Here is a 24,748-nt window from a genome sequence, read left to right on the forward strand (position 1 = left end):
ATCGCGCTGGACGCCGCGGCCGACCATGTCAAGCTGCGGCGTCGGTGCGAAGCACCGGCGAACTGCTACGCGGTCCGGTCGACGGAGGATGACGAATCCGCCGGCGGATATTTCGTCACCGGCACCATGAAGGATTTGGTGCCGACCTGATAGGTGATCTTGCCGTTCTGCCCGTCGTCCGTCGCGATCTGCGCCTGGCCGAACATGATGACGTTCTTGTAGACGATGCCGGTGCCCTGGCGGGTGATGCCCTCGGTGGTGACGCTGACCTGGGCTTCATTGCCGTTGACCGAGAGCACCTTGAAGCTCGCGCTCTTGCCGATGTCGCTGGAATAGCCACCCCAGCTTCCCATCAGGCGGCTGTCGGAGGCCGGTGGCGCCTGCTTCTCGAGAGTTGCAGTCTGCTTGCCGCTGCCTCCAAAGGAGAACAGGAGCACCATGTTCTTGCCGTCCTTGGTGCCGACCGTGACCCCGCCGAAGTTGATGAGCGTGCCCTGAACTTCGCCAAAGCCGCGCTCGGTGTGGCCGTTATGGGTGTACTCGACCTGCGCTCGGTTGCCGCGGATGTTCACGACCTTGAAGCCGACAGGCTGGTTGTTGCCCGCCCAAGTGCCCTTCCAGTCGCCGATCAAGGCGCTCTGGTGGTACAGCCGCTCGTTGGCGGGCGAAATCTGGCTGGTGCTTGGCGCGACGACGGACATGAGTATATGCGATGGAGGAGTTCGACGGGCTCGCTGGCCTGCGAGCGGCGGCAGGAAGCATCAGCAACGTTCAGAACAGTCGGATTAGGGGCACGGCGGAGTTAACGGACAGTTAAGTTCAGCCGCCGGCCGCGCGGCGACGGATGGTCTCATCGGGCACGTCAGCGGCCCCAGCGATCCGACCAGATCTTCTCGCCGATCAGGCAGCTCACGCGCGGCTCCTTGTCCTTGTCCGCAACGTGCACCACCGTGGGAGTTCGGCCCGCCACCTCCATCAGCAGCTTGGTGCGGATCGCCTCCTTGAACTTCTCGCGATCCTTGATCGCGATCACGAAGGAGCCGGGTCCGCCGATCACGCAGTCCTCGTAATAGTAATCGAGATTGTCGATATCCATCGTCGAATAGGACGGCTCCTTCACCATGATCGGCAGGCCGTTGATGATGATGCCCTTCTCGAGTGCGAGATCGCGCGCCACCGTGACAGGGCCGCCATTGTTGTTGGGACCATCGCCCGAGATGTCGACGACGCGGCGAAGCCCGTGATAGGGATCCTCGTCGAACAGCGGCATGGCAAATCCAATCGCGCCTGAGATCGAGGTGCGTGAGGCGCGCCGGATCGGCGTCTTCAAGATCTCGGCTGCGACCGCATCCGCCGTCTCCGGTCCGTCGATGAGGCGCCAGGGGATGATGATCTTCTGGTCGCTCGAGGCGGCCCACTCGAAATAGGTCACCGCGATCCTGCCGTTGGGGCCGGCCTTGAGCGCCTGCAGGAACTCCTTGGACTGGATCGCCTGGGCATAGCCCTCGCGCTGGATCGCGAGCTCGTCCATATCCATGGAGTAGGAGACATCGACCGCGAGGATCAGCTCGACATCAACCGACTGCGCATCGCCGTCGGCCGCCTGGCGCTGCTGTCTCGTTGGTTCGAATTTCGGCGATCCGAATTTAGAACTTGGTGCCGCGAAGCCCGCGACGTCCCCTCCGGCAAGCACGCCGGCCACCAGCACAGCCCCGATCGAGAACAGCAAGCGCATCGCAGTCTCCCGTCGTATGACGCGATGGTGACACGCAAACGCCGTGCCGCAAAGCACGAAGATCGCTTGGGCTTCACATTCAGGTTAGGATTTTCATACGCCGGCGCGAAACCGCCGCCGTGTCGCCACGCCTGCGCCGCCACGCGATCGCGCCGCGTGACGGCCGCCCATTTGTCCCCCCCGATTTCCATGCTAGGCTGACCCGACAGATGGGGATGGAGTCCCCCGACAACCGCCCGGCGGTCGCGTGACTGCAATGGGCTGATGACTCCTGCCGAAGGCAAGGCCATCAGCCTCTGCCTGTGGCGGGAGCATGGACAAACCCGCCGCTGGCGGGTTTTTTGTTGCCTGAAACGAAGACCAAGGAGACGTCCACGACGTGACGACGACCACACCGAATGCCGCCCATGCCAGGCTGCCCAGGGGGATCTGGGTGCTCGGCTTCGTCTCGATGCTGATGGATATCTCCTCCGAGATGATTCATGCGCTGCTGCCGGTCTATCTCGTCACCATGCTCGGCGCCTCCACCCTCACCGTCGGCTTCATCGAGGGCATCGCGGAGGCGACCGCCGCCATCACCAAGATCTTCTCCGGAGCCCTGTCCGACTGGCTCGGCCGTCGCAAGCTGCTCGCGGCCCTGGGCTACGGGCTGGCTGCACTGACAAAACCGTTGTTCCCGCTTGCCCCAAGCGTGGGCTGGCTGGTGGCAGCGCGCTTCATCGATCGCGTCGGCAAAGGCATTCGCGGCGCACCGCGCGATGCACTGATCGCCGATATTTCGCCGATGGGCCTGCGCGGCGCGAGCTTCGGCCTGCGGCAATCGCTCGACACGATCGGCGCCTTCGTCGGGCCGCTGGTCGCAATCGGACTGATGTGGTGGACCTCAGATCATTTTGTCGCCGTGTTCTGGGTGGCGGTGCTGCCGGCGTTCCTGTCGTTCGGACTGATCACCTTCGCAGTGACCGAGCCGGAGCCGGATGCCGGCCGGGAGCCCGCGAAGAATCCGCTCAACACCGCCGCGATGCGGCAGCTCGGACCGGTCTACTGGCGGGTCGTTGCGGTCGGCGTCATCTTCACCTTGGCGCGTTTCAGCGAGGCCTTCCTGATCCTGCGGGCGCAGAACATCGGGCTCAATGCGATGTGGGTGCCGGCGGTGCTGGTGCTGATGAACATCGTTTACGCCCTCTCCGCCTACCCGGCCGGCGCGCTGTCGGACCGGATCAACCGGACCGCCCTGCTCGGACTCGGCCTCGTCCTCCTCGCTGGCGCCGACCTTGCGCTGGCGCTGCTGCCTGATCTGGCCGGCCTCGCGCTCGGCGTCGTGCTGTGGGGCCTGCATATGGGACTGACGCAAGGCTTGCTCTCGGCCCTCGTCGCCGATACTGCACCCCCAAGCCTGCGCGGCACCGCGTTCGGCTATTTCAACCTGTTCACCGGCCTTGCGATGCTGGCCGCGAGTGTGATCGCCGGCGCGCTGTGGGATGCCTATGGGCCGGTCGGCACGTTCCTTGCCGGGCTCGGCTTCGCACTGGCCGCGCTGGTGGGACTGTTGACCGTCGGCGACGGCCTGGCCATGGAGAAGAAGTGATGACAGGGGGCTGTTCATCGTGCTGAGCGGAGTGATCGCGATCGTGGCCGGCAGCGTGCTGGGCGGCTGCGCCCGCTATTTCGTCTCCGGCGTCATCGCGCGCCGGCTGGGCGAGACCTTTCCCTGGGGCACCATGACCATCAATGTCACGGGCGCCTTCCTGATCGGCATGTTTGGCGCGCTGGCGACCCATCCCGGCTCGGTGTTCGCGACGCCGAATCCGTGGCTGTTCGCGGTCACAGGCTTCCTCGGCTGCTACACCACGGTGTCCTCGTTCAGCCTGCAAACGCTGACCCTGGCCCGCAACGGCGAGCCGGCACACGCCCTCGGCAATGTCGTATTCTCGGTCGGCCTGTGCCTTGCGGCCGTGAGCTGCGGCTTCCTCCTTGCTGACGGTTTTGGGGGATAGAGGCGAATGAAGCCTTCCTCCGCCGACCGCTGGCGTACCGCAATCCTCTATGCCTGGGTTTCCGCCGGCAGCATCGTCGGCGGGCTGACGCGCTATCTGGTCGGGCTCGCCCTCGATACCGGCCCGGGCTTTCCCTTCGCCACGTTGTTCATCAACGCCACGGGCTCGTTGATCATCGGCTTCTATGCGACGCTGACCAGCCCCGATGGCCGCATGCTGGCGCGGCCGGAGCACCGGCAGTTCGTGATGACCGGCTTCTGCGGCGGCTACACCACGTTCTCGACCTTTAGCCTGGAGACCTTTCGCCTATTCCACGGCGGCATGAAATATATCGCCATCGCCTATGTCGCGGCGTCCGTCGTCTGCTGGCTGGTGTCGGTATGGGCGGGGCATATGATGGCGAGCCGCTACAACCGCTTGACGAGGAGTTGACGATGCAAATCCCCAATCAGGCCGTTTCGCTGCGGATCTTCATCGGCGAGAGCGACCATTACGACGGCAAGCCGCTCTATGAAGCCATCGTGACAACGGCGCGCGAGCGGCATCTTGCCGGCGCCACCGTGCTGCGTGGCCCGATGGGCTTCGGCAAGTCGAGCCGGCTGCACACCTCGAAAATCCTGCGGCTCTCGGAGGATCTGCCGCTGCTGATCGAGATCGTCGACAGCGAAGACAACATCAACGCATTCCTGCCCATCCTGGATGGCATGATGTCGAGCGGCCTGATCACCTTGGAGAAGGTGCAGGTCCTGCAATATGGTGCGAAGGTCGCGAGCTGATCGCTCCGGCCCGGAACCCGAGCCCGCCGTGTCCAGGAGGCGGAATGAACGACACTGTTACGACGCCGAAAACCAGGACGAAGACCAAGGTCGAGCGGCCGAAGCTGCACAAGGTCATCCTGATCAATGACGACTACACGCCGCGTGAATTCGTCACCATGGTGCTCAAGGCCGAATTCCGCATGACCGAGGATCAGGCCTACAAGGTCATGATCACCGCGCACAAGCTGGGCGCCTGCGTCGTCGCCGTCTTCACCAAGGACGTTGCCGAAACCAAAGCCACCCGTGCCACCGACGCCGGCCGCGCCAAGGGCTATCCGCTGTTGTTCACGACCGAGCCTGAGGAATAGGGCGACGCGCGCGAGGCGCCTTGCGCGGGCTCCCTGCGGGATCCTCCTGAACATGGGTCCAGAATGCCTCTGCCGCCGGCGTCAGTCGCGACCGCGGGCGGAACACCCTGATCTCGATCGGGATCTCCCAGGCCTCGCCGCCCGCTCTCACCAGCTCGCCGGACGCGAGCTGATCCACAATCAGGCTTTGCGGAAGCCAGGCCATGCCGCGGCCGGCATGGACCATGGTGACCAGCAGCTTTGCAAGATGCGAGGTGAATGCCGGCTTCAGCTCCGCCTTGAGCGGTGAAGTCGAGCGGACAGCCTCGAGAATCGTGCCCATGCCTGACTCGGAGCGATAGCTCAGGAATTGCACTGGCGCTGCCGCCGTTCCCGGCAGCCTGAAGCGCGGCGTCTTGCTCGACCGGGAGAGCGGTACGGATGCCGGGATCAGGCGATCATCGCCGACATGGGCCGAGCGGAATTGCGACGTGGTCAGCGCAGTGACCACGGACGGATGATGATGGCAAAGCAGGAAATGCACCTCACCCGCCAGCAGCATGCGCTCGCAGGCCTCCATGTGGTTGGCGACGAGCTGCACATTCGGCACGAAGGACAGCGTCGTTTCGATTCCGCGCAGCCAGTCCGGAAAGAACGTCAGCGACAGCGCGTTGGTCGAGGCGAATTTCAGCACGTCGGATGAGCCGCGCGCGAGCTCCTGCGCCTCGAGGCGGCCGGCGGACAGGCGGCGGATGATGTCCTCGGCGGTCAGGCGGAATGCATCGCCCGCGGCGGTGAGACTGACGGCATGCGTGGTGCGCTCGAACAGCGCCGCGCCCGCCCATACTTCCAGCGCCTTGATCCTGCGGCTCAGCGCCGGCTGCGAGGAATTGCGCTGCTCGGCCGCGCGCGAAAAGCTGCGCGTCGATGCCACCGCGATGAAATCGTGCAGCCAGTTGATCTCCATGGCATCCGTCCCTCTTATGCAAATCCTGCATAATCATATCATGAGGTGACATTGGATTTCCAGAACGCTGGCCGGCACCCTCCTGGGAAAGTCAAATATCCATTGGAGGCCTGATGTCAGGGCGTACGCTGTACGACAAGCTGATCGACGCGCATGTGGTCCGCCGCCTCGACGATGACGGACTGGTGCTGCTCTATGTCGACCGCACCGTGCTCAACGAATACACCAGCCCGCAGGCGTTCGCGGGCCTGCGCGCCGCCGGGCGCAAGGTGTGGAATCCGTCCGCGGCGCTGATGGTGGTCGACCACGTCAATCCGACCGCGGCCCGCCGCACCCGGCAGATGCCGGATGCCGACGCTGCGCGGCAGGTCGACTATTTCGCCGACAACGCCCGCGATTTCGGCATCGAATATTTGGACATTCTCGATCCGCGCCAGGGCATCGAGCATGTCGTCGCCCCCGAACAGGGCCTCGTCATGCCCGGCATGGTGATCGCCGCCGGCGACAGCCACACGACCGCCTACGGTGCGTTCGGCGCGCTCGGCTACGGCATTGGCACCTCCGACATCGAGCATTATCTGGCGACCTCGACCGTGCGATATCGCCGCCTGAAGACGATGCGCATCGTCGTGACCGGGCGTCCGGCGCTTGGCGTCACGTCAAAGGACATCGTCATGGAGATCATCCGGCGCATCGGCGCCGATGGAGCCAGCGGCTATGCGGTGGAGTTCGCCGGCCCTGCGGTGAGCGAGATGAGTGTCGAGGGACGCATCGTGATGTCGATCATGATCGTCGAGGCCGGCGCCCGCGGCGTCGTCATCGCTCCCGATCATAAGGTGCTCGATTATCTCAAGGGACGTCCGCGCGCGCCGAAGGGCGAGATGTGGGACCGCGCCGCCAAGGCGTGGCTGCAGCTGCGCTCCGATACCGATGCCCATTTCGACCGTCAGATGACGATCGATGCCGGCGATGTCGCGCCGCTGGTAACGTGGGGCACCAGCCCGGACCAGGCGATCGCTGTGACCGACAGCGTGCCCGATCCCGAGAGCAACGCGGCCGCCGACAGCAAGACGGCGGCGAGACGCGCCCTCGCCTATATGGGCCTGACGCCGGGAACACCGATCCAGTCGGTGCCGATCGACCTTGCCTTCATCGGCTCGTGCACCAACTCACGCATCGAAGACCTGCGCGATGCGGCGCGCGTCTTCAGAGGCCGCCAGGTCGCATCAGGCGTGCGCGCCATCGTCGTCCCCGGATCGACGCAGGTCCGCGCCCAGGCCGAAGCGGAGGGGATCGCGCGGATCCTGATCGATGCGGGCGTGGAGTGGCGGCAATCGGGCTGCTCGATGTGCCTTGCGATGAACGACGACATTCTTGCACCGGGCCAGCGCTCGGCCTCCTCGACCAACCGTAATTTCGAGGGCCGCCAGGGGCCCGGCGCGCGCACGCATCTGATGAGTCCCGCGATGGTCGCTGCCGCCGCAGTCACCGCCCGCATCACCGATGTGCGCGAGCTGATCGAAGGAGATCTGCCATGACGCCGTTCCATTCCGTCTCCGGCGTCGCCGCACCGATGATGACGCCCAATATCGACACCGACGTGATCATGCCCAAGATGTTCCTGAAAGGCGTCGATCGCAGCGGGCTCGGTGAAGGCGCCTTCAACCTGCTGCGCTTCCGCGCGGGCGGGCCCAATCCCGACTTCGTGCTGAACAGAGACGGCTATCGCGATGCCTGCTTTCTCGTGGTCGGCCCGAATTTCGGCTGCGGGTCGAGCCGCGAGCACGCGGTCTGGGGGCTTCAGCAGCTTGGCATCCGCGCCCTGATCGGCACGAGTTTCGCCGGGATCTTCGGCGATAATTGCGCCAATAACGGCCTGCTGACGATCAGCCTCGACGCCGCGACCGTCGGTACCCTCGCCGGCATCGTCGCGAGCCCCGCGAGCAACCGACTCACCATCGACCTCGAGCCGCAGACCATCCGCATCGATGGCGGCAGCACCATCCCATTCCCGATCGAGCCGGCCCGGAAAGAGGCATTCCTGACGGGGCGCGACGCCATCAGCTCGACGCTCGTCCTTGCCGACGACATCCGCGCCTTCGAGGCGCGACACCGGGCGGACAATCCCTGGTTCTGAGCGCGCGTCCACAAACAAGAATGAAACGACAAGGGAGGCTTTCTTGACCGACACCACCGTGAAGCTGGCGGAGACGACGCCACCATCGGCGCTCGCGGCGCTGAAAATCGGCCCGCTGCCGATCACGGTCTATGTTCCCGCAGCGCTCGTCTGCGCGGCGGCGGTCTATTCCGGCAAGCTGCCGAACGACGTGATCGGCGGCCTCTCGGTGCTGATGCTGCTCGGCTTCCTGCTCGGCAAGCTCGGCCAGACCATTCCGCTTCTGAAGCGGATCGGCGGCACGGCGATCATGTGCCTGTTCGTGCCGGCGGCGCTGGTCGCCTACGGCCTGATGCCGGAAACGGCGCTGAAGGCGATCGCGACGACGTTCCGCACCGCCAACTTCCAGTATTTCTTCATCGCCTGCCTCGTCGCCGGCTCGATCCTCGGCATGCCGCACCGCGTGCTGGTGCAGGGCTTCTTGCGCATGTTCGTACCGCTATTGGTCGGCACGCTCGGCGCGATCGCGATCGGCATCGCTGTCGGCCTGCTGTTCGGCCACAGCCCCAAGGAGACGTTCTTCTTCGTCATCATCCCGATCATCGGCGGCGGCCTTGCGGAAGGCGTGCTGCCGCTGTCCATTGCCTATTCCGAGATGCTGCACCGGCCGCAAGCAGAGCTGGTGGCGCAGATGGTGCCGGCAGCGCTGCTCGGCAATGTCGTCGCCATCGTCGCGGCCGGGCTGCTCGCGCGGCTCGCCGAGAAGCGGCGCGATCTCGATGGCCAGGGCATGCTGGTGAAGACAGGCGATGATGACATCCTCGGCCCGGCGCGATCCGATCATCCGATCGATCTCGGCCTGTTAGGTGCCGGCATCGTGCTGTCCTGTGGGCTGTTCGTGCTCGGCATGGTGCTCGCGCCCACGACCGGCATTCCCGGTCCGATCCTGATGATCATCGCCGCTGTTACGCTGAAGCTGACGAAGCTGCTTCCAGCAGAGATGGAGCTCGGCGCCTACCAGATCAACAAGTTCATGTCGACCAACCTCACCTTCGGCATCCTGGTGGCGATGGGAACGCTGCTGGTGTCATGGCAGCAGCTGGTGGCGTCGTTCAATCCCGGCTACATCGCGATCTGCACCGCGACGGTGCTGGCGATGGTCGCCTCCGGCTTCTTCGTCGGCCAATGGCTGAACATGTATCCGGTCGAGGCGGCGATCGTGACCGCATGTCATTCCGGCCTCGGCGGCACCGGCGACGTCGCCATCCTCGGCGCCGCGGATCGCATGGGCCTGATGGCCTTCGCCCAGATCGCCACCCGCGTCGGCGGCGCCATCATGATCGTGATCGCGACGCTCGCGATGAAGGTTGCTTTTTAAGACGCGCTATCGCGGCGGCAGGTGATCCAAAACATCGTCAGCCGCCGCCTTCACGCCATCACCACCGGCGTTTCCTCGGCGAGCCCGTACACGCGCTGCGCCTTGGAGAACCCTGCGATCGGAAACTCGCCGAGATTGCGCCAATCGTGCTGGCAGGCTTTGGCAAAGGCCTCGGACGCCACGACGGTCCGCCCGAGGCGGCCGGCGATCTTCTCCAGCCGCGCCGCCAGGTTGATGGCCGGGCCGATGCAGGTGAAGTCGAGGCGGTTGCCGCCGCCGATATTGCCATAGAGGATGTTGCCGACATGCAGCGCGACGCCGAAGCGGAAGCGCTCGACGACATCGCCGACCGGATGGGCCAACGCCTCGACGCTGGCGCGGGCTTCGCGCGCCGCTTCCAGCACGCGCGAACAGACATGCGCGGCGTCACCGACATATTCGTCGATCGGGAACACCGCGAGCAGGCCATCGCCCATGAATTTCAACACCTCGCCGCCGTGCCCCCGGATGGCGGTGACCTGGCAGTCGAAATAGCGGTTGAGGATATCGACCACCGTCTCGGCCGGCAGCCGGTCCGACAGCGCGGTAAAGCCGCGCAGGTCCGACAGCCAGATCGCAGCCTGCATGGTGTCGTTGTGACCGCGGCGGATCTGGCCGGCGAGGATCCGCTCGCCGGCGCGATTGCCCACATAGGTGTCGAGCAGGGTCGCAGCGGTGCGGCGCAGGGTGACGATTTCGCTGACGCGCGCGAGCGGCGCCACGATGGAGCGGATCGTCGCAATGTCCTCATCGCTGAAGCCGCCGGGATGTCGCGTGCTCCAGCTGATGGCATGGATCGAGCCGTCGAGAAACCGCATCGGCGTCGCGATGTAGTCGGTGACACCCTCGGCACGCATGTCGTCCAGGAACGGAAAGCGCTTGCTGTCGGGGTCGTCCATGCGGCCCCTCACCTCCAGGCCTTCCTCGAACACGATGCGCAGCGGGCTTCGCGCGAATTCGGGTGTGGCGAGAATTTCGAAATCAACCGTGCCGATCTCGACGTCCTCGCCCTGCCGCCAGATGAAATTGCGGCCGAAGATTTCAGGATGAAGCGTGCGGATGAAGACGCCGAACCGCCACAACGGCAGGCCGGCCGCAACCAGCTGCTCGCAGGCGTCCGAGATCATCTCGGCCGACCCGCGCGACGACCTGGCACCGTCGATCAGCCAATTGACGATACGCTGGAGCTCGGAGTTTTCCATGCCGCATTAGCCGACGAAGTTGTGGAATCGTCAAGCTGCGCGGTGGGCTGGTACCGCGAGAGGTGATGAACTCAGCGCCCGACCTGCCCGCGGTCGCGCAGGAAGTGGTCGGCCAGCACGCAGGCCATCATGGCTTCGCCGACGGGGACGGCGCGGATGCCGACGCAGGGGTCGTGGCGGCCCTTTGTCATGATCTCGGTGTCGGCGCCCTGGCGATCCACGGTGAGGCGCGGTTGCAGGATCGACGACGTCGGCTTCACCGCGAAGCGCACCACGATGGGCTGCCCGGTGGAGATGCCGCCCAGAATGCCGCCGGCATGGTTGGAGAGAAAGCGCGTGCCGTCATTGCCGGTGCGCATCTCGTCGGCGTTCTCTTCGCCGGTGAGTTCGGCTGCGCCGAAGCCGGCGCCGATCTCGACGCCCTTCACGGCGTTGATGGTCATCATCGCGCCGGCGAGATCGGAATCCAGCTTGGCGTAGATCGGCGCGCCGAGGCCCGCCGGCACGCCCTCGGCGACGATCTCGAGCACGGCGCCGATCGAGGAGCCGCTCTTGCGGATGCCGTCGAGATAGGTCTCGAAGAACGCAGCCTTGTCCTTGTCGGGACAGAAGAACGGATTTCTGGCGATCTCGTCCCAGTCCCACTTGGCGCGATCGATCTTGTGCGGGCCCATCTGCACCAGCGCGCCGCGCACCTTCACATCAGGCAGCACCTTTCGCGCGATCGCACCGGCGGCGACCCGCATCGCGGTCTCCCGCGCCGAGGAGCGGCCCCCGCCGCGATAATCGCGCAGGCCGTACTTCGCCTCATAGGTGAAGTCGGCATGGCCGGGGCGAAACTTGTCCTTGATCTCCGAATAATCCTTCGAGCGCTGATCGGTGTTCTCGATCAGGAGCCCGATCGGCGTGCCGGTCGTCACCTGCACGCCGGTCTCCGGGTGCGCCATCACGCCGGACAGGATCTTGACCTGGTCCGGCTCCTGCCGCTGGGTGGTGAAGCGCGACTGACCGGGCCGGCGGCGATCGAGGTCCTGCTGGATCTCCGCCTCGGTCAGCGGGATCATCGGCGGGCAGCCGTCAACCACGCAGCCGATCGCCACTCCATGGCTCTCGCCAAAGGTGGTGACGCGGAACATGTGGCCGAAGGTGTTGAAGGACATACCTGATCGCTGGCTTGGTTTCGGCGTGTGGTAACGCGCGGGGAGCCGGGGGTCAAACCCATGCAGTGTCATTCCGGGATGGTCCGAAGGACCAGACCCGGAATCTCGAGATTCTCAGGTGCGCAAGGGCGCACCGGAGTTCGCCCTTCGGGCGCCCCGGAATGACGGGTGGGCCTAGCTAAACTTCTCCAGCCGGCCGTCGCGGAACACGTAGACGGCGCCCTGCTCGATATAGAGATCGGCGGCGCTGGCCGGCGTTTCCAGGCCGAGCGAGACCATCAGGGCCCGGCAGGTGCCGCCATGGGCGACCGCGACCGTGTCGGTCTGCAGCGCATCATACCAGGCACGGACGCGGACCTGCACGTCGGCATAGGTCTCGGCGCCCGCAGGCGCCACGGTCCATTTGTCGGCGAGGCGCCTGGCATAGATCTCGGGGTCTCTCGCCTCGCTTTCGGCCAGCGTCAGCCCTTCCCAGACGCCGTAACCGATCTCGCGCAGCCGATCGTCCAGTGCATAATCCGCCACCGGCAATTCGAGCCTGCCGCGCGCGAGCTCCATGGTCTGGCGGGCGCGGCCGAGCGGGCTCGACACATAGGGCAGATCAGCCTTGTCGCGGCCGTCGCGCCTGAACAGATCGGCGAGGATCAGGCCCGCCTGCAACGCCTGGTCGCGGCCGCGCGCATTCAGCGGAATGTCCCTGGTGCCCTGAAGCCTGCCGAGCGCATTCCACTCGGTCTCGCCATGGCGAAGATAGTAGATCGTGGGCAAGGGCATTGCGGGCGGTGATCAGTCCTTCGACGTATCCGCGGCTTCAGGCCGCATCATGCCCAGCACGTTGTAGCCGGAATCGACATGATGCACCTCGCCGGTGACGCCGCGCGACATGTCCGAGAGGAAATACACCGCGCTGTCGCCGACCTCCTCGATCGTGACGTTGCGCCGTAGCGGTGCGTTGATCTCGTTGTATTTCAGCAGCAGGCGCGAATCGGCGATGCCGGCGAAGGCCAGCGTCTTGATCGGCCCTGCCGAGATCGCATTGACGCGGATCGCCTTCACGCCGAGATCGGCGGCCAGATAGCGCACGCTCGCCTCCAGCGCCGCCTTGGCGACGCCCATGACGTTGTAATTCGGCATCCATTTCTCGGAGCCGTAATAGCTCAGCGTGAGGATCGAGCCGCCGTCGGTCATCAGCTTCTCGGCGCGCTGCGCGATGGCGGTCAGCGAGTAGCAGGAGATCAGCATCGACTTGGAGAAATTGTCCGCGGTGGTGTCGACATAGCGGCCCTCGAGCTCGTCCTTGTCGGCAAACGCGATGGCGTGCACGACGAAGTCGATCTTGCCCCACTTCTCCTTCAGCACATCGAACACCGCGTCGATCGTCGCAGCGTCGGTGACGTCGCAATGGCCAAGCATGAGCGCGCCAAGCTCGACGGCGAGCGGCTCGACCCGCTTCTTCAGCGCATCGCCCTGGTAAGTGAGCGCGATCTCGGCGCCGGCTGCCTGGCATGCCTTGGCGATGCCCCAGGCGATCGAGCGGTTGTTGGCAACCCCGAGGATGACCCCGCGCTTGCCTTGCATCAATCCTTGCATCAGACCTGAATTCTGCGCCATTTCTTCACGTCCCGTCGAACTGGATCAAGGTCTGGAGGTACACCAGCCCTCCCCTGTGGTACAGTCCTAATCCGCGGCGTTAACGCTGTTTCCGGCGCCGGAATAGCCGTTCCATTCGGGTGTTATGATTGCTGGAGGCGCTCGCGCCGAACGGCAGGACAGCAAGGACGGCATGAGTGCGTTTCGCCAGAATGTAGAAGCCATGATCCCGGCGTTGCGCCGCTACGCCCGCGCGCTGACGCGCGATGCGGATGCGGCCGACGATCTGGTGCAGGACACGCTGGTGCGTGCGCTGCGCTCGGAGCGATTGTTTCTGGGAGGCGACGTCAGGAGCTGGCTCTACACGATCCTGACCAACCTCAACAAGAACCGGCGGCGCTCGCTGGCAAGGCGGCCGCAATTCATGCAGCTGACGGAGAACAATCCGGATGCCAGCGGAACGGAGGCCGAAGGACGCGACATCGAGCGAGCCCTTTCGACATTGGTCGAGGAGCAACGCTCGGTGCTGCTGCTGGTGATGCTGGAGGGCATGAGCTATCGCGAGGTCGCGGACATCCAGGGCGTGCCGATCGGCACCGTGATGTCGCGCCTGGCACGCGCCCGCGCCCACGTCAAAGCGTCGCTGGAGGGTGAGCGCCCGGCGCTCAGGCGGGTGAAATGATGGCAGGATTGATGCATCGCGGATGCTGCGTCCCTGCATGACGAGAGAAACGGCGCAGTTGAACCACGTCAGATATTTTGGGCCGCAGAGCCAGAGACGACCGATATGAACGAGCACAATATTCCAGTGACCGAAGACGAATTGCACGCCTTTGTCGATGGCGAGTTGCCGCCCGAGCGCCGCGCCGACGTCGAAGCCTGGCTTGCCGCCCACCCCGAGGATGCCGAGCGGGTACAGTCCTGGCGGACCATGGCCGAGATGCTGCACGCCCGCTACGACGGCGTCGCCCAGGAGCCGGTGCCGGCCCGGCTGGAGCTCGAGCGGCTGGAGCGCCGTCCGCGGCAATGGCTCTATGGCGCCATCGCGGCCACGCTGGTTGCCTTCGTCGCCGGCGGCACGGCCGGCTGGGTCGCGCATGGCGCCGCGAATGCGCCCTCGACCTTCCAGGCCTTCACGGCGGATGCGCTCGACGCCCACCGCCTCTATGTCGTCGAGGTGCGCCACCCCGTCGAGGTCGGCGGCAATGAACGCGACCACCTCCAGGCCTGGCTGACCCGGCGCTGTGGCTGGACCGTGTTCGCGCCCAATCTGGAGGCGAGCGGGCTGAAGCTGGTCGGCGGACGGTTGCTGCCGGGGCCGAATGGGCCGGCGTCCTTCCTGATGTATGAGGGCGCCTCGGGCGAGCGCTACACGATCTACACTGCCAAGACCGAGACCGGCGCAACGCAGATGCGCTATGCCAGGACGGACAAGGACGGGGCGCTGTTCTGGGCCGAGCGCGGCGTCGGTTACGTCGTCAGCGGCGGCGGCGCCGACCGCGATCGCCTGACCAAGGTGGCGCAGGCCGTGTACGACCAAGCCGAGAAAAACGGCGGCTGAACAACCGCGCAAACGCCGTGCCCAGATTCCGTCATTGAAAATTTGGAATCAGGACATGGGCGCGTCTCATTATCGCACCGGATGCTCACGCGAAAATGTGCAGCGTTCGATCCGCCGATCGACGCGGGCGGCCTCGATTGGGGTTTTTGGTACCGCGCTGGTCCCCCTCTCGAGGCCGCACCTTTTTATCGGCTGCCCGGCCGGACAGTCGACACGTCGAGCATACGAAGCGCTACTAGGCCTCGGACATATGATGGGCATCATCCGCTCGACGACGCCTTAGGTCTCTTAGGAGAAACCCCTTCGCTTGGATCTTGCCCTAGCCAAGCCCGCTACGTGGATTGTAGGGGTGTTGGTCCCGCCACTTTTCCATCAATGCTTCAAGCTCGGCGTCGTTCCCGTCCGGTAGCATAATCCTGATGGTGACGAAGAGATCCCCGGTTCCACCAGATCTCGGCAGGCCCTTGCCTTTGAGGCGGAAGGTCCGGCCGCTGGAGGTGTTTTTGGGGACCGACAGTTCCACGGCATTGCCGAGCGTGGGCACGCGGACCTTGCCGCCGAGCACGGCCTCATAAAGCGTCACCGGCAGTTCGATCCTCAGGTCCGCACCATCGACCTTGAAGAAGGGATGGGCTGCGATGCTGATGGTGATCAGGAGGTCGCCGGGCGGATGGCCTTGCGCGGTCTCGCCCTGTCCGCGCAGACGGATCTGCTGGCCCTCGATGACGCCGGCCGGAATCTTGACGTTGAGCTCCTTGCCGTTCGGCAGCCGGACGCGCTTCTCCCCGCCCTTGACCGCTTCTTCCAACGAGACGGACATGGCGACATTGACGTCGAGATCGAGGCCGATCCCGCCGGTGTCGAATTCGAACTGGGCTCCGCCGCCCGCCCCGGGGCGAGCGCCGCGCATGCCGCCGCCGAACATGCTGTTGAGAATGTCCTCGAACGCGCCGGCGCCCTGACCGGGGCCTGCGCCGCCACGGAACGAGTACTCGAACCCGCCGGGACCGGCGCGGCCGCGCGGCCCACCGCCGCCCGGAAAGCCCTGGAAGCGCGGCTTGCCCTCGGCGTCGATCTCACCGCGATCGAACTGCTTGCGCTTGTCCTCGTCGCCGATGATCTCGTTGGCCGAATTGAGCTCGGCAAAACGCTCCGCAGCCTTCGGGTCGTTCTTGTTGCTGTCGGGATGGTGCTTCTTGGCAAGCTTGCGATAGGCGCTCTTGATCGCGGCAGCGGTGGCGCTCCGCGGCACCCCCAAGACCTCATAGGGGTCGCGCATCCGTCACGTCTCCTTCACGGAATCCAATTGTTCAAAGGGCTCCCCGCCCCACTTGGCATCCATGTGGGGAGGGCGTGGCATTTTTGCAACTAGTCAGGCCAGCCGACTCTCTACGTTTGGAGCATGATCTTATCAGAGAACCGGTTCCCGCTTCTCCGGATCATGCTCAGCTCCGCCACGGCTTTAGCGTATGAATCTCCCAACGGCCACGGCTGCTTTGGCAACCGGCGCCCTGGAGCCAGCTTTCAGTGGTGCCGTTGACATAACTCGCCAGGAAATCGCGGCACTTGCGGCCGTCCTCGGCGGCGTAGGATTGCGCGATCGGCGTTACCGAGCCGCGCGCGCCGGTTTCCGGATTCTCCCAGTGCTGGCTGGCGTCCTTGTCACCCATGCTGAGCACGTCGGAGGCGGCGTTGCGGGCAAAGGCCAGGTCGGTCTCGGTCGGTGCGGCGTCCTTGGCCTGCCGCGCGATCGAACCCGTGCGGTCGCCGTCGTCAGCCTTGGCGTAGGCGTTGGTGTTGGTGCGGGACATGCTGCAGCCGGCGGCGCCGAGGCCGATCAGAATCGTTGTAAGGACGAAGCTGGATGACCGCATCGCCGATAGGCCAACGCGTCCCCATGCCCTATATAGGGCAGGTGCAGATGACAGCGCGCTTTGGGCCGCGGGACGCAATTCGGACTCCAGACATGACCGACACGACCTCGATGAAACACCAGACACCCTTAACATCCGGTGATTTCACCGCCGCCGACGAGCCGTTTGCGCTGTTCGAGGCCTGGTTGAACGAGGCGATCAAGAGCGAGCCGAACGATCCGAACGCGATGGCGCTTGCAACCGTCGATCCCGATGGCCTGCCTGACGTGCGCATGGTGCTGATGAAGGGCTTCGATACCGGGGGCTTCGTCTTCTACAGCCACATCGCCAGCCAGAAAGGCCGCGAACTTGCCGCAAATCCTAAGGCGGCTTTACTTTTTCACTGGAAGTCGCTGCGCCGTCAGGTCCGCATCCGCGGCAACGTGACGCCGGTGACGGACGCCGAGGCCGACGCCTATTTCGCAACACGACCGAAGCAGGCGCAGATCGGCGCCTGGGCCAGCAAGCAGTCGCAAGAGCTCGAGAGCCGCTTCGCCTTCGAGCAGGCCATCGCCAAGGTCGCGGCCAAATACGTCATCGGCGAGGTGCCGCGGCCGCCCGGCTGGAGCGGCTGGCGCATTACGCCTGTTCGCATCGAGTTCTGGCACGACCGTCCGTTCCGCCTGCACGACCGCATCGAATTTCGTCGTGACGCGGCCGGCCAGCCGTGGTCCAAGACGCGGATGTATCCTTGAGCTTTGCCTCAATCATTGGCCCGACCTGAAAGATGTCCATGCCGCATTCGTCCAATGCGCCGCGCCGCACGCTGCTCCTGACCGGAGCGAGCCGCGGCATCGGCCACGCCACCGTGATCCGCTTCTCATCGGCGGGCTGGCGCGTCATCACCTGTTCGCGGCATGCCTTCCCCGAGGATTGCCCGTGGGATGCGGGCCCTGAGGATCACATCCAGGTCGACCTCGGCGACGTCAAGGACACCGCACGCGCGATCTCAGAGATCCAGAGCCGCCTCGAAGGCGGCATGCTACATGCCCTCGTCAACAACGCCGCGATCTCGCCGAAGGGGCCCGGCGGCTCCCGCCTCGGCTCGGTCGACACCGATCTCGACACCTGGACGCACGTCTTCAACGTCAATTTCTTCGCGCCGATCATGATCGCGCGTGGCCTGATGGAGGAATTGAAGGCGGCCAAGGGCTCGGTCGTGAACGTCACCTCGATCGCCGGCTCGCGCGTGCATCCCTTCGCGGGCGCGGCGTACGCGACCTCCAAGGCGGCGCTTGCCGCACTGACGCGCGAGATGGCCTCCGACTTCGGCCGCGTCGGCGTGCGCGTCAACGCGATCGCGCCGGGCGAGATCGACACCTCGATCCTGTCGCCGGGCACCGAGAAGATCGTCGACCAGCAGATTCCGATGCACCGTCTCGGCACGCCCGACGAAGTCGCCAAGATCATCTACGTGCTGTGCACGGACACCAGTTCTTACGTCAACGGCGCCGAGATCCACATCAACGGCGGCCAGCACGTCTAGGCAATCCTCTGTCATTGCGAGCGCAGCGAAGCAATCCAGACTGCCTCCGCGGAGACAGTCTGGATTGCTTCGTCGCTTCGCTCCTCGCAATGACGAAATTTTGCGCTTAGGGAAGCTAGGCGATCCAGACAACGCCGCCGCAAGACTGGATCGCCCGCCCTTCCTTCCGCTCCTCAGTCCAGGCGAATTCGACGCGACCGTTCGCGCAGCCGCGGTGCGGCTGCGTTGAATGCCGTCGAGCAGTCGTCATCGTTCTCGCCATCGAGCAGCGGAGCACCACAGTGCCGGCACATGCGCACCGACAACGACGGCGCCTTGCCGCTCGCCACCACCTGACGATAGCTCGTCAGATCGATGACGTTGGGGGGCGTCGTTATGTGTTTTTCAACCATGGTTCTTCCTCGCGGCTAACCCGCTGCTTATCGCAGACAAGTTTCGCGCAAACGTTCAGCCCACCGCTCAAATTTTACCGGAGGAATTGGGGCACGGCACACACATCACAGCGCGGCCGCAATGACGCTCTATTCTGCGACACCATCAGCCTTGGCTTGGCAACCGGCGTAAGGTCTCGGTAGCTATTTCGAAAAACGCGAGCCGGATCACAGCCACTTCTTCCATTTGAAGATCCAGTACGGCACGACGGCGGCGATCACCATCAGCACCAGCGCATACGGATAGCCGTGCGCCCATTCGAGTTCCGGCATCGCCTTGAAGTTCATGCCGTAGATCGAGGCGATCAGCGTCGGCGGCATCAGGACAACAGCCATGACCGAAAACAGCTTGATGATATTGTTCTGCTCGAGGTTGACGACGCCGAGCATCGCGTCGAGCACGAAGGTGATCTTGCTGGAGAGATAGGAGGCGTGGTCGGTCAGCGAGGCGACGTCGCGCTGCATGGTCTTGAGCTGCTCGCGCATGTCCTTCGACCATTTCACGCCCTCCACCACCGCCGACAGGAAGGTGACGACGCGGCCGATCGACACCAGGCTCTCACGGACCTTGGAGGTCAGGTCACCCTTGCGGCCGATCGAGATCAGGATTTGCGAATATTGCTTGGCGTGGCCGTGGCGCTCGCTTTCCGGCTCGAAGATGTCGTGGCTGACCTGGTCGATCTCCGTGCCGCAGCGTTCCAAAATGTCGGCGCAGCGGTCGATCACGGCGTCCAGCAGTTCCATCAGCACCATCTCGCCCGTGATCGCAGGGGCGCAGGTGCGGGCAAGCTTCGCCTCCACCAGGGCGAAAGGCTTGGGCTGGTCGTAGCGCACGGTGACCAGGCGGTGGTCGCCGAGGATGAAGGTCACCGCCGTGGTCCGGGGCATATCGGTATCGGAATGACACATCAGTGTCGCGGTCATGTAGCGCGCGCCGTTCTCGATATAGAGGCGGCTGGAGATCTCGATTTCCTGCATGTCCTCGCGGGTGGGGATCGCGATGCCCAGCAGCCGTTCCACGGCCTTGTCCTCGGCCGCGGTCGGATTGACCAGGTCGATCCACACGGCGTGATCAGGCACCGCCTCGAGATCGTTGACGACGGCCTTCTTCAGGGAGGTGTCGGTGGGGACGAACACAGAAAACATGAACAACTCCAGCAGGGGACCTGCGACAGAATGACTGCCCTTAGCGCGATTCTGACAAGTTCATGATGACAACCACATTAACGGAGCGTTTGCATTTGTGGCGGCCGCATGGCCCAACCGTGGCGGGACTCGAGAACTGTGCTTTTCGCGCCAAAAAGCCAGCCGATCCGCGGAAAACTTGCGGCAAAAAAGCCACAGGTTGGGTCTCGCAGCGCGGGATAAGCCCCTAAGAGCTGGAATTGTGGCAGATTTCAACGATAATGAAATCAACGGAGTCGAAGGCCTTGGGTGCTACGCTTCAAGGACCTGCGCGGTATTTGTTTGATTGGAACCAAACCATGTCGTCGCTGAAAGTTATGTTGGGCGTTTTGGCTGCGGGCTTCATGCTCTCGGGCTGCATGCAGGCCACGCATTACGAAGCCACCAACACCCAGAATTTCAAGCCGAAGGACAAGGAACTCCTTGCCAAGATCCGGTACGAGAATACGCCGGTGGCAGAGCCGTTCCGTCGTGCCATTGTCGATTACCACCGCAAGGAGGCACCGGGCTCGATCGTGGTCGATTCCGACAACCACTACCTCTACTACGTGATGGATGGCGGCAAGGCGATCCGCTACGGCATCACCGTCGGCGAAGAGGCCATGGCCTGGTCCGGCATCGCCAAGGTCGGCAGCATGACGGAATGGCCGGCGTGGCACCCGACGCCGGGCGAGATCTCGCGTCTGGGCGTTCCGACCTACGTCGCCCCTGGTCCGGACAATCCGATGGGCTCGCGCGCGATGTACCTGTACTCGGGCGGCAAGGACACGCTGTTCCGTATCCACGGCACCAACCAGCCCGAATATATCGGCGCTTCGATCTCTTCGGGTTGCATCCGCCTGACCAACGAGGACGCAATCGACCTCTACAGCCGCGTCAAGATCGGCACCATCGTCGTAGTGCTCGAGCCGAAGCATGGCGACTCGCCCTACAATTCGCGCCTCGCGCTGCAGGGCGGCGGCGGTTTTCCGAGCAGCAATTAGCGGATTCCATGTGATCTGAAGGCTTTTGAAAAGCGCCGGTCCTACCGGCGCTTTTTTCTTGCCGGCTTGCTCTTGCCGGACTCGGCTGCCGGCTTGCCCGCCGGCGCGGCAGGCTTCTCCTGATCGTCGGCCTCTTCCTTGGCACCTTTCGACTTGGCACCTTCCGACTTCACACCTTCCGACTTGGCGGCGACCTCGCGCGGCGGCGCCTCCTCGGGGCGTTCCGCCGGCAGCAGGGGCGCGATCTGCGGCAAGGGATCCCACACGTTCCACTGGCAAATGCGGTAGTCGTTGCGGCGCTGCGCAAGATCGAGATGGATGTGATCCTCGTGGTACCAGTCCGAGCCCGGGCCGAGCACGGTGGAGAAGCGCGCGCAAACCGAATGCAGCACGCGCTCGCGCACGTCGCGGGATAGGGTACGATCGGTCAGGCTGATCGATTGCCCGTTGGCGAGCTTGAGCGAACGGACGTCGAGCGCGTTGGCCTTGCCGTGCTCGGACAGCATCGCGCCGGCGACGCGGTTGCGGCCACGACACTCGAAGCTGTCGAAATTGTCCAGATCAGTGATGGTCGAGCCGAGGCTGGTGGCCAGCGACGCCATGTCGGTGCGCACCCAATCCGCAATCGCCGACGCCATGGTACAGCGGAGAATCGCCGCCGGTTTGACCGCGACCTTGCGCTTGTCCGGCAGCACGATGGCCTCCAGCCGCACCAGGTCTTCGCCGCCACAGGCGCCGGGTCCGTGGATGTCGGGAATGGATGGCGCGACCGCAATCTCCTCGGTCAGCGCAAGCCGGCACGCCGAGAGTTGCTTCTCGGGAGGCGGCGCAGCCTCGGCCGGCTTGCTCGGTTTCTCCGGGGTGGGCTGGCTGTCGGGTTCTGGCGCGGCCGCTGCCTTCGGCGCCTCCTCCGGGCGAGGCTTTGGTAGCGGTATCTTGGTCGCGTGAACGCTCCGGTGACGCCGTGGCGTACCAAGACCGAAGATATCGAGCGGTGCAGCATAGTTTCGCGCATCCACGGGCTCAGGCAGCACAAGAGATAGCCCAAGCGCAGCGGTAACCATTGCCGCGCCGGCGGACATATTGCCGCGATAAGACCATTTGCGGCGAAAGTCCGGCAGGCTAAAACTCATGTCAATTCTTTGGCCCTGCGCTGAGAGCGGCAATGCGCCCAGCGATTTCTCGGAGGAACGTCTGAATGCTCGGTTTGATGCAAGATTGGCCCCTGCTCTGTCACCGGATCATCGAACACGCCGCCAAGATTCACGGCAAGCAGGAGGTCGTCACGCGATCGATCGAAGGACCGATCCATCGCACCACCTACGCCGAAATCCACCAGCGGGCGCTCAAGGTCTCGCAGATGCTGGAGCGCGACGGCATCAAGCTCGGCGACCGCGTCGCCACGATTGCCTGGAACACCTGGCGCCATCTCGAAGTCTGGTACGGCATCATGGGCATCGGCGCCATCTGCCATACCGTCAATCCCCGCCTTTTCCCCGAGCAGATCGCCTGGATCATCAACCATGCGCAGGACCGCATCGTGATGGTCGACCTGACTTTCGTGCCGGTCGTCGAGAAGCTCGCCGACAAGCTGCCGAGTGTCGAACGGTACATCATCCTCACCGACAAGGCGCATATGCCCGAGACCACGTTGAAGAACGTCGTGGCCTACGAGGATTGGATCGCCGAGGCCGACGGCAAATTCAAATGGAAGGACTTTGACGAGAACACGGCAGCTGCGATGTGCTACACCTCGGGCACCACGGGCGATCCGAAGGGTGTGCTGTATTCGCATCGCTCCAACGTGCTGCACGCGCTGATGGCCAACAATGTCGACGCGCTCGGCACCAGCGCCTCCGAGACAATGCTGCCGGTGGTTCCGCTGTTCCATGCCAACAGCTGGGGCATCGCTTTCTCCGCGCCCTCGCAGGGCACCAAGCTGGTGATGCCCGGCGCCAAGCTCGACGGCGCCTCGGTCTACGAGCTGCTCGCAACCGAAAAGGTGACGCACACCGCCGGCGTGCCCACGGTGTGGCTGATGCTGCTCCAGCACATGACCGCCAATAATCTGAAGCTGCCGCATCTGAAGATGGTGATCTGCGGCGGCTCGGCGATGCCGCGCTCCATGATCAAGGCCTTCCTCGACATGGGCTCGAACGTGCGCCACGCCTGGGGCATGACCGAGATGAGCCCGATCGGCACCGTCGCTGCGTTGAAGCCGCCGCACCAGAATGCGACCGGCGAGGCGCGGCTCGACGTGCTGCAGATGCAGGGCTATGCGCCCTTCGCGGTCGAGATGAAGATCACCGACGATGCCGGCAAGGAGCTGCCCTGGGACGGCAAGACCTTTGGCCGCCTCAAGGTCTCCGGCCCCGCGGTCGCAAAGGCCTATTTCCGCCTCGACACCAACATCCTCGATGAGGAGGGCTTCTTCGACACCGGCGACGTCGCAACCATCGACGAGGGCGGCTATATGCGGATCACCGACCGCTCCAAGGACGTGATCAAGTCCGGCGGCGAGTGGATCTCCTCGATCGACCTCGAAAACCTCGCGGTCGGCCACCCTGCTGTGGCGGAAGCCGCCGTGATCGGCGTCTTCCATCCGAAATGGGACGAGCGCCCGCTCTTGATCGTCCAGCTCAAGCAGGGCCAGCAGGCCACGCGCGAGGACATCCTGAAATTCATGGACGGCAAGATCGCCAAATGGTGGATGCCCGACGACGTCGCCTTTGTCGATGGCATCCCGCATACCGCGACCGGCAAGATCCTGAAGACCGCGTTGCGCGACCAGTTCAAGGATTATCGCTTCCCGAACGCGGCGGCGTAGGGACACTCACGTCATTCCGGGGCGATGCCAGCGGGCATCGAACCCGGAATCTCGAGATTCCGGGTTCGGCTCTTTGAGCCGCCCCGGAATGACGGACTGCAACAACCGGGACTCCCTTGAATTTGCCGCCAGACCGTGGTCTCAACGGCTGACCGTCGCGCCAAATTGGCCGGCACCGCCCCAAAACCCCCGTTGAGCTCATCCGATGGCCCGCAGGTTTTCCGCTCCCTATCAGACGGAGCCCGTGTCCAGCCTCGCCACCTGGGCGCGCAATCTGGCCGTGTTCGCGGTGGTGACGGTGGTGGTGTCGGTCATCATCGTCCGCTTCGACTTCCTGGAGATGAAACCGGCGCTGGCCACCTTTTTTGGCGGGCTCGCGATCGCTGGACTGTCCATCCTGTTCGGCCTCGCTGGCTTTGCCGCGATCTGGCAAAACGGCTCGCGCGGCATGGCGCGAATCCTGCTCGCCTTCCTGATCGACGGAGCGATTCTCGCCTACCCGGCCTATCAGGCGCTGCTTTACCGCAAGCTGCCTCATATCTACGACATCACGACCGACCCGATCGACCCGCCGCGCTTCGAGGCGCTGTCGCGCCTGCGCACCGGCGACGGCACCAACACCGCCGTCTATGCCGGCCTGTATTCGGCTGAGCAGCAGCGTCAGTTCTATCCCGATATCGAGCCGATCGAGCTCGAGATCCCCGTCGACCGCGCCTATGCGATCGCGCGCCAGCTCGTGATCAAGCGCAAATGGACCGTCATCGACGAACGCGAGCCGCAGCCGCCGCGCCGCATGGGCCGCATCGAGGCGGTGGCGCGCACGCCGATCATGGGCTTTCGCGAGGATGTCTCGATCAGGGTCGTGCCTGACGGCGACGATTCCCGCGTCGATATCCGCTCCGCCTCGCGCTATTTCGACAGCGATCTCGGCAGCAACGCTGCGCGCGTGACGAAGTTCATCGATGATCTCAACACCGCGGCCGAGGCCGATGCGCTGAAGCCGGCGAAGAAGACCCCGGTGGCGCCGCCACCCAAGGCTCCGGCAAAGACGGTGAAGAAGTGACGCGATAGAG

The 24,748-nt window shown here is 64.5% G+C and carries 27 protein-coding genes and 1 riboswitch; of the genes, 15 read left to right on the top strand and 12 right to left on the bottom strand.

The genetic code is table 11. The features are described from left to right. Window positions 1–65 precede the first annotated feature (65 nt). Together ACNJX9_RS29260 and ACNJX9_RS29265 are read right to left on the bottom strand one after the other, a co-directional pair. Entirely contained in the window at window positions 66–701 is a 636-nt protein-coding gene (locus ACNJX9_RS29260; RefSeq protein ID WP_271601692.1) for a hypothetical protein, read from the bottom strand. 161 nt (window positions 702–862) lie between these two features. Continuing rightward, a complete protein-coding gene (locus tag ACNJX9_RS29265) occupies window positions 863–1,735 on the bottom strand; it encodes a DUF1194 domain-containing protein (protein ID WP_057753563.1) in 873 nt (290 codons plus the stop codon). Window positions 1,736–1,937: 202 nt separating this feature from the next. Next, a riboswitch (Fluoride riboswitch) is annotated at window positions 1,938–2,016 on the top strand. Window positions 2,017–2,114: 98 nt separating this feature from the next. Here ACNJX9_RS29265 and ACNJX9_RS29270 point away from each other — a divergent pair. Genes ACNJX9_RS29270 through clpS form a run of 5 tightly spaced genes read left to right on the top strand, consistent with a single transcriptional unit; the run spans window position 2,115 to window position 4,858 of the window. Further along, the gene (locus ACNJX9_RS29270) at window positions 2,115–3,323 is read left to right on the top strand and encodes an MFS transporter (protein ID WP_439405457.1); all 1,209 of its coding nucleotides are present in this window, start codon (window positions 2,115–2,117) and stop codon (window positions 3,321–3,323) included. A 19-nt stretch (window positions 3,324–3,342) separates the two neighbouring features. After that, window positions 3,343–3,732 carry a fluoride efflux transporter CrcB gene (gene crcB / locus ACNJX9_RS29275; protein WP_439405458.1) on the top strand — a complete coding sequence of 130 codons (390 nt, stop codon included), beginning with the start codon at window positions 3,343–3,345 and terminating at the stop codon, window positions 3,730–3,732. A 6-nt stretch (window positions 3,733–3,738) separates the two neighbouring features. Continuing rightward, the gene (gene crcB, locus ACNJX9_RS29280) at window positions 3,739–4,164 is read left to right on the top strand and encodes a fluoride efflux transporter CrcB (protein ID WP_439405459.1); all 426 of its coding nucleotides are present in this window, start codon (window positions 3,739–3,741) and stop codon (window positions 4,162–4,164) included. Window positions 4,165–4,166: 2 nt separating this feature from the next. Further along, a complete protein-coding gene (locus ACNJX9_RS29285; RefSeq protein WP_057753575.1) occupies window positions 4,167–4,508 on the top strand; it encodes a DUF190 domain-containing protein in 342 nt (113 codons plus the stop codon). Between the two features lie 44 nt (window positions 4,509–4,552). Then, entirely contained in the window at window positions 4,553–4,858 is a 306-nt protein-coding gene (clpS, locus tag ACNJX9_RS29290; RefSeq protein ID WP_057753578.1) for an ATP-dependent Clp protease adapter ClpS, read from the top strand. Here clpS and ACNJX9_RS29295 read toward each other — a convergent pair. Next, window positions 4,836–5,804, bottom strand: coding sequence for a LysR family transcriptional regulator (locus ACNJX9_RS29295; protein ID WP_439405460.1), 969 nt, complete (start codon window positions 5,802–5,804; stop codon window positions 4,836–4,838). The two genes, clpS and ACNJX9_RS29295, sit on opposite strands and share 23 nt — an antisense overlap. 113 nt (window positions 5,805–5,917) lie before the next feature. On the opposite strand from ACNJX9_RS29295, the gene leuC reads away from it, so the two are divergent. From leuC to ACNJX9_RS29310, 3 genes are read left to right on the top strand one after another with little or no spacing between them, the layout of a single operon-like run. Beyond that, window positions 5,918–7,342, top strand: coding sequence for a 3-isopropylmalate dehydratase large subunit (gene leuC, locus ACNJX9_RS29300; protein WP_439405461.1), 1,425 nt, complete (start codon window positions 5,918–5,920; stop codon window positions 7,340–7,342). Continuing rightward, window positions 7,339–7,941, top strand: coding sequence for a 3-isopropylmalate dehydratase small subunit (leuD, locus tag ACNJX9_RS29305; protein ID WP_439405462.1), 603 nt, complete (start codon window positions 7,339–7,341; stop codon window positions 7,939–7,941). The genes leuC and leuD overlap by 4 nt, the downstream gene beginning before the upstream one ends. A 43-nt stretch (window positions 7,942–7,984) precedes the next feature. Next, window positions 7,985–9,298 (top strand): 2-hydroxycarboxylate transporter family protein, encoded by a 1,314-nt coding sequence (locus ACNJX9_RS29310; RefSeq protein WP_439405463.1) that lies wholly within the window; start codon window positions 7,985–7,987, stop codon window positions 9,296–9,298. A 50-nt stretch (window positions 9,299–9,348) separates the two neighbouring features. Here ACNJX9_RS29310 and ACNJX9_RS29315 read toward each other — a convergent pair whose 3' ends face one another. The 4 genes from ACNJX9_RS29315 to fabI form a co-directional block, all read right to left on the bottom strand. Next, the gene (locus tag ACNJX9_RS29315; RefSeq protein WP_439405464.1) at window positions 9,349–10,539 is read right to left on the bottom strand and encodes an adenylate/guanylate cyclase domain-containing protein; all 1,191 of its coding nucleotides are present in this window, start codon (window positions 10,537–10,539) and stop codon (window positions 9,349–9,351) included. 71 nt (window positions 10,540–10,610) lie between these two features. Next, the gene (gene aroC / locus ACNJX9_RS29320) at window positions 10,611–11,699 is read right to left on the bottom strand and encodes a chorismate synthase (RefSeq protein WP_271601681.1); all 1,089 of its coding nucleotides are present in this window, start codon (window positions 11,697–11,699) and stop codon (window positions 10,611–10,613) included. 174 nt (window positions 11,700–11,873) lie between these two features. After that, complete coding sequence (locus ACNJX9_RS29325) at window positions 11,874–12,473, bottom strand: histidine phosphatase family protein (RefSeq protein WP_439405465.1); 600 nt, start codon at window positions 12,471–12,473, stop codon at window positions 11,874–11,876. 12 nt (window positions 12,474–12,485) lie between these two features. Then, a complete protein-coding gene (fabI, locus tag ACNJX9_RS29330; RefSeq protein ID WP_439405466.1) occupies window positions 12,486–13,310 on the bottom strand; it encodes an enoyl-ACP reductase FabI in 825 nt (274 codons plus the stop codon). 172 nt (window positions 13,311–13,482) lie between these two features. Here fabI and ACNJX9_RS29335 point away from each other — a divergent pair, with 172 nt between their 5' ends. Both ACNJX9_RS29335 and ACNJX9_RS29340 read left to right on the top strand, forming a co-directional pair. Continuing rightward, entirely contained in the window at window positions 13,483–13,971 is a 489-nt protein-coding gene (locus ACNJX9_RS29335; RefSeq protein ID WP_057753870.1) for a sigma-70 family RNA polymerase sigma factor, read from the top strand. Between the two features lie 105 nt (window positions 13,972–14,076). Continuing rightward, window positions 14,077–14,850 carry an anti-sigma factor family protein gene (locus ACNJX9_RS29340; RefSeq protein WP_057753603.1) on the top strand — a complete coding sequence of 258 codons (774 nt, stop codon included), beginning with the start codon at window positions 14,077–14,079 and terminating at the stop codon, window positions 14,848–14,850. A 319-nt stretch (window positions 14,851–15,169) separates the two neighbouring features. On the opposite strand, the gene ACNJX9_RS29345 is transcribed toward ACNJX9_RS29340, so the two are convergent. Then, window positions 15,170–16,129 carry a DnaJ C-terminal domain-containing protein gene (locus tag ACNJX9_RS29345; RefSeq protein ID WP_057753605.1) on the bottom strand — a complete coding sequence of 320 codons (960 nt, stop codon included), beginning with the start codon at window positions 16,127–16,129 and terminating at the stop codon, window positions 15,170–15,172. Between the two features lie 166 nt (window positions 16,130–16,295). After that, the gene (locus tag ACNJX9_RS29350; RefSeq protein WP_057753608.1) at window positions 16,296–16,724 is read right to left on the bottom strand and encodes an RT0821/Lpp0805 family surface protein; all 429 of its coding nucleotides are present in this window, start codon (window positions 16,722–16,724) and stop codon (window positions 16,296–16,298) included. Window positions 16,725–16,816: 92 nt separating this feature from the next. On the opposite strand from ACNJX9_RS29350, the gene pdxH reads away from it, so the two are divergent. After that, window positions 16,817–17,458 (top strand): pyridoxamine 5'-phosphate oxidase, encoded by a 642-nt coding sequence (gene pdxH, locus ACNJX9_RS29355; RefSeq protein WP_057753611.1) that lies wholly within the window; start codon window positions 16,817–16,819, stop codon window positions 17,456–17,458. Window positions 17,459–17,496: 38 nt separating this feature from the next. Next, a complete protein-coding gene (locus ACNJX9_RS29360) occupies window positions 17,497–18,249 on the top strand; it encodes an SDR family NAD(P)-dependent oxidoreductase (RefSeq protein ID WP_057753873.1) in 753 nt (250 codons plus the stop codon). Window positions 18,250–18,422: 173 nt separating this feature from the next. Here ACNJX9_RS29360 and ACNJX9_RS29365 read toward each other — a convergent pair whose 3' ends face one another. Beyond that, window positions 18,423–18,641: a hypothetical protein gene (locus ACNJX9_RS29365; RefSeq protein WP_439405467.1), complete on the bottom strand. Its 219-nt coding sequence runs from the start codon at window positions 18,639–18,641 to the stop codon at window positions 18,423–18,425. A gap of 207 nt (window positions 18,642–18,848) precedes the next feature. Then, on the bottom strand, window positions 18,849–19,826 hold the full coding sequence (locus ACNJX9_RS29370; protein WP_057753614.1) for a magnesium transporter CorA family protein: 978 nt from the start codon (window positions 19,824–19,826) through the stop codon (window positions 18,849–18,851). 338 nt (window positions 19,827–20,164) lie between these two features. Here ACNJX9_RS29370 and ACNJX9_RS29375 point away from each other — a divergent pair, with 338 nt between their 5' ends. Continuing rightward, on the top strand, window positions 20,165–20,848 hold the full coding sequence (locus tag ACNJX9_RS29375) for a L,D-transpeptidase (protein WP_057753617.1): 684 nt from the start codon (window positions 20,165–20,167) through the stop codon (window positions 20,846–20,848). A gap of 41 nt (window positions 20,849–20,889) precedes the next feature. Here the strand turns inward: ACNJX9_RS29375 and ACNJX9_RS29380 are convergent, their stop codons facing one another. After that, window positions 20,890–21,981, bottom strand: a complete 1,092-nt coding sequence (locus tag ACNJX9_RS29380) for an extensin family protein (RefSeq protein WP_439405468.1) — start codon at window positions 21,979–21,981, stop codon at window positions 20,890–20,892. A 65-nt stretch (window positions 21,982–22,046) separates the two neighbouring features. On the opposite strand from ACNJX9_RS29380, the gene ACNJX9_RS29385 reads away from it, so the two are divergent. Together ACNJX9_RS29385 and ACNJX9_RS29390 are read left to right on the top strand one after the other, a co-directional pair. After that, window positions 22,047–23,675: a fatty-acid--CoA ligase gene (locus tag ACNJX9_RS29385; RefSeq protein ID WP_057753623.1), complete on the top strand. Its 1,629-nt coding sequence runs from the start codon at window positions 22,047–22,049 to the stop codon at window positions 23,673–23,675. Window positions 23,676–23,880: 205 nt separating this feature from the next. Next, entirely contained in the window at window positions 23,881–24,738 is an 858-nt protein-coding gene (locus ACNJX9_RS29390) for a DUF1499 domain-containing protein (RefSeq protein WP_057753626.1), read from the top strand. Window positions 24,739–24,748 lie beyond the last annotated feature (10 nt).

The sequence above is a fragment of the Bradyrhizobium sp. BLXBL-03 genome (genome assembly GCF_051853015.1).
Taxonomy (GTDB): Bacteria; Pseudomonadota; Alphaproteobacteria; order Rhizobiales; family Xanthobacteraceae; genus Bradyrhizobium; species Bradyrhizobium manausense.